4 protein-coding genes are annotated in these 4221 nt (G+C 58.0%); 2 read left to right on the top strand and 2 right to left on the bottom strand.

The window, feature by feature from the left end:
* Positions 1-324: 324 nt before the first annotated feature.
* A complete protein-coding gene (locus VN622_18450) occupies positions 325-1287 on the bottom strand; it encodes a HipA family kinase (GenBank protein HWR37847.1) in 963 nt (320 codons plus the stop codon).
* A 670-nt stretch (positions 1288-1957) separates the two neighbouring features.
* Between VN622_18450 and VN622_18455 the strand changes: the two genes are divergently transcribed.
* Positions 1958-2596 carry a sigma-70 family RNA polymerase sigma factor gene (locus tag VN622_18455; GenBank protein HWR37848.1) on the top strand — a complete coding sequence of 213 codons (639 nt, stop codon included), beginning with the start codon at positions 1958-1960 and terminating at the stop codon, positions 2594-2596.
* Between the two features lie 346 nt (positions 2597-2942).
* Positions 2943-3182: a hypothetical protein gene (locus tag VN622_18460; GenBank protein ID HWR37849.1), complete on the top strand. Its 240-nt coding sequence runs from the start codon at positions 2943-2945 to the stop codon at positions 3180-3182.
* A 291-nt stretch (positions 3183-3473) separates the two neighbouring features.
* Here the strand turns inward: VN622_18460 and VN622_18465 are convergent.
* Positions 3474-4221, bottom strand: a 748-nt coding sequence (locus VN622_18465; GenBank protein HWR37850.1) for a hypothetical protein, incomplete at its 5' end; no start/stop codon positions are given.

The following is a 4221-nucleotide window of genomic DNA, read 5'->3' on the forward strand; positions in this document are numbered from 1 at the left end:
CCGGATGGCGGAACTGGAGTCGCGGATGAGCCGCTTTCCAGGCATGGCGCTGGCGGGCAATGCCTACCAGGGCATTGGAATTCCGGACTGCATCCGGATGGGACGAAGCGCGGCGGAACGGACCGCCGCGCTCTGATCTAGCTCTGAAATCTCGGAGGTTGTCCACTCGATCTGAACCTTGGATGCTGAAGTTAGGGCGAATTTAGCAGTTCAAGGGGGTACGAGTGGACATCCATCAGAATGCCCGATTGACGCCTCTACGTCGAGAGGAACTGGCACGGATCGTGGTTCCAGTAAAGCAGTCCGCTTGCCGACGCCTCTGGATCATCCTACGGCGACCGCAGTCTTCTCGGTCCATTTTGGGAACACGTCGGGCAGCCAAGCACGGACGCTAACCAGCAATTCGGATAATCTTGACTGGCGCCGGATCAGCCTGGATATTAGGTGCTGAAGTTGTTCCGGTTCTCCCTCCCTCAACCACTCCTGTGGGACTTGATCCAGAGCGTGCCAAAGGGGGTCTTCGGGTAGGCTCATCGCCAGATCGAGCCACGGCTCGAAATCTTTGATTGACTCGACCGACCTGTAGACCGCGCGCCGGGGAAACAGCCCACCTGGGCAGTCGTGGAATGCCCATTCGTTACCGTGAAACGCATACCCGTTGTCAATCAGACGGCATAAATACCCACTGACCTCGGACGCTGACGCACCCCACAGTGCCTCGCTTCTGAAGAACACGACTTGGCGACCGTCACTATTCGACACCCACATATCGAATACCAGAGCGCCCAGAATCTCGCATATGTTATGAACCTTGTGAAGCAGTGCATCCGGCAGGAAATCGTAGACGGGATCGCTGGACGGATTTACAGGGAATGCAGAGCCGAAGTGACGCCCCGGATAAACCGCGGATCGGCCACGATGGAGAGTGATATACACATCAGATTGGGCGCACAGGAAGTCCTCTGTCAGATTGACGAACACAGCCTCGGGCGAGGCAATGCCGAGCTGTTCCAAGATAAGCCACGAAAGCAGTTCGTTTATCAGGACGCGCCGCCCCTGTGGGTTCTGTTGGAATTTCGTGACATAGCACGAGCCATCGTCTGCTTGCAGAAGATGCGCTTGGCTGGCACCACGCAACTTGCGCAGGAACCGAGTCGCGGTGACGGTGCGCGGCGTTATCAAAGAAGCCATCGTTTGTACAAGTACGGCGATAGTGTTCAGCGTCTCTCTAAAATGTTCGGCATCGAGAACACCCGACGCACGCCTTTGGCAGGGGTGGGGCGCCACGATGCGGCATCGCTCCCGGCACAGCCGCGGCTGTTAATGTGACAGCACCTGCCTTGTCTTGCGCATGTCTGGGTTCTGATGAGATGATGGATCCGGTCCTACCCCCCGACCAATTGCCTGATTCTGTTCCGGAAACGGAACGCAGGACCGACAACATGCTTTTGTTGCAAGAAAAGCGCAACCGACGCAACGGACCGAAAAGAACCAAACTCGTTCTGAATTCGGAACAGAAGTTTCAGTTAAAATTTGTCGAAATGTTTCTTTGAATTAAGAACATGGCGAACTATCAACTCTCCCCCGACCGATGCCCCTCCGATCCCGGCGAGATTGTGGACGACTATTGCCGGAATCAGCTTTCACCGGAGGAAGTCCGGATTTTTGAAGAACACTACCTCGTTTGCCCACGGTGCGCTGGGGAAGTCGTTAGAACTCGGCAGCTTATGGATGCACTGAGGCGGCTTGAGAAGGAGAAGTAGCTGATCGACGCCCCGCGTAAAGCAAAGGCGGACAAACACAGTACCAGAAGTACTACTCCTCGCACACCGTCCACTCCAGTTTCCCGCGAATGCATTTTACGATATTCTTTTCTTGAAATGCCTGCTATTTTCTTATTCCGGCGGCTCTATAAAATAGATCTTCTCGAACCTGTTTCCACAGAGCAAGAAGGTTTATGATACCCGGTGCCAACGATGCTGGAAGCGACTCGCAGTGCTCTCCGTTCGCTGCTCTCGCCTTGAAAGTAGAAAGGGGCGATCCCGAGGGGTTGCAGGCGCTCCACGCACTGATGACGAATGCCCGCTGGTACTTCGGTCGAGAAGTCGGCTTCGCGAACGTTGATGATCTATTAGGGGACGCATATGTAACTGTTGTGCGGGCCATTCAGCGTGGCGGCATCCGGCAACCTGAGTACCTGATGGGTTATATCCGGACGGTGCTCCGCCGCAAAGTCGCCGCATACATCAGGGAAGCCGTTCGCGTTCGCAGCAGCGGAGAGTTTCTTACGACGGTTCCTGACAAAACGGGCAGTATCGAGCAGGATCTGATCCGCCGCCAGGGTGTTGAGATGCTGATGGCAATTTTGCGGAAACTTTCTGCGCGCGACCGCGAAATATTGTCGAGGTTTTATCTGAGGAACGAAACCAAAGAGGAAATTTGCGCGGAGATGGGACTGACCGACACGCAGTTCCGGCTGTTGAAGTCACGCGCCAAGGCGCGCCTCGCTGACAAGGTTCAGCGCCGGGCCGCCACACCAAAGCGGCGCCTGCAAACGCCGGTCAGCAATACCGCCTTGCTCGCATCCTGCGCATGACCCGGTTGCTCTTGCGGCCAGCCGCCGTGGGAAGACAGACCCTGTGCCGGACGGGGTTGGGGCAAGGGGAATCCGGCCGCTTCCAAGAAGAGTACCGCTAGTACTAGTGGAGAATCGAGCGGTTGCAGTACCTCCGGGGAGTATGAGAGCCTTGCTTTATAAAATGCGAATGCATTTCGCATCTTCTACCGAAGTTACGTTGTAATTCGGTCCGATATTTCAGGCGGCTCCGCGCGCGCGTGAAGGACTTCCCAGTTGATGTTCAGTTCCGATTCACCCAGTGCCTCGCGGTTCGCGAAGGTGAGGGATAGGGACGGGGTTGCGGCCAGTACGGACGCATCCGGCGATGTTGATCGTCTTGTCTCACTCCCAGGCATACGGGCCTACATCTATCACCATCTACACAGGCACGACGACGATCTCGCCAAAGCGATTCTCCTGGACTTGCGTGAAGCAAGACGGCGATCAGTTGATGCGTGGCCGTCGCGCATTGTGGCAATTGCGGCGCGTCACGTCACTACGCAAGCTGCGCAAGGGGCGAAACGGCGACGCAAGAAACCCCATGCCGCACTCCCCCGATGCTTAATGGACTTGAATGAGAAACAGCGTTCTGCGCTGATAAACTTCTACGTTCACGGCCAAACCAATGTGGAGTCAGAGAATGCAGCCGGAATGAGTAAGGATCAGTTCCGGCGCCTTAAGTCCCGGTTGAAGGGTATCGCTGGGAAGGTGGGCTAGCTGTGAAGTCTCAGGACAACCGCGCCCAAGTGGGTTCGACGCTTTCAGATTGCGGATAGCTCCTCCCGGCCCAGGGGGAACCCCGGGCAGATCCCGATCTGCCGCATGTAATTAGCTGACAAAAAACTAGCTTGGGACGTCAGTCGCGCTGGGAGGTACTCGCGGGCGAAAGGGAGCCCGGCGCGGTGGCGGAGAGGGGCGGTTGGGAGCCGCCGGAAGCTTCCTCGAAGACGCGCGTAAAGAACTCGCGGCTGGCGGGTGACGGGCCGATGTGGATTCGGTTGCTGCCGGGCGCTTCCCGGACGAAGCCCAGGTAACCGTTCCAGCCCAAGTCGTCGAGCACGAAGTCGAGGGCCTCCCGCTCTGTACTGGAGAGGGGGGAGGCGTCGATATCGAACACTTCGCCGGTCGCGTGAGCCAGGAACTCGGGATCTTTGGCACCGCCGAGTCGGTCGTGCTCTTCGATGGGCTTTACCAGTGAAACCACTTCCAGCGGACGAAACTTCCCGCCCGGATCGAGACACTGCAGCATGCGGCGCGTTTCGAAGGCAATATAGGCAAGGGCGCCGAGGGCGGCCGGTGACGCGCGGAGATAGGCTTCCGTATGCACAGCCGCCGCGGGGGACTCAACGCGCAGCGTGTAGCCGAGGTATTCAGGGTTGTCAGGGGCGATGACGAGGCGGTCGCCCACGTCGCCGTCCTGCACGGTGTGGTGGACCACGGCGCCGCCCTTGAGCCAGACGGACAGGCGGTGAGGAGCGCGAAGCGCGTTACCGAACTGGCCGCGGTACTCCTCGGCGAGGGCGCGGAATCCGGCTGGGTCGTCACGCCAGATCTGGAGCAGTTGTTGCGCCCGCATGACGCGGAACCAGTAGGTGGGGGAGTAA

The sequence above is a fragment of the Clostridia bacterium genome (genome assembly GCA_035561135.1).
Classification (GTDB): Bacteria; Acidobacteriota; Terriglobia; order Terriglobales; family Acidobacteriaceae; genus DATMYA01.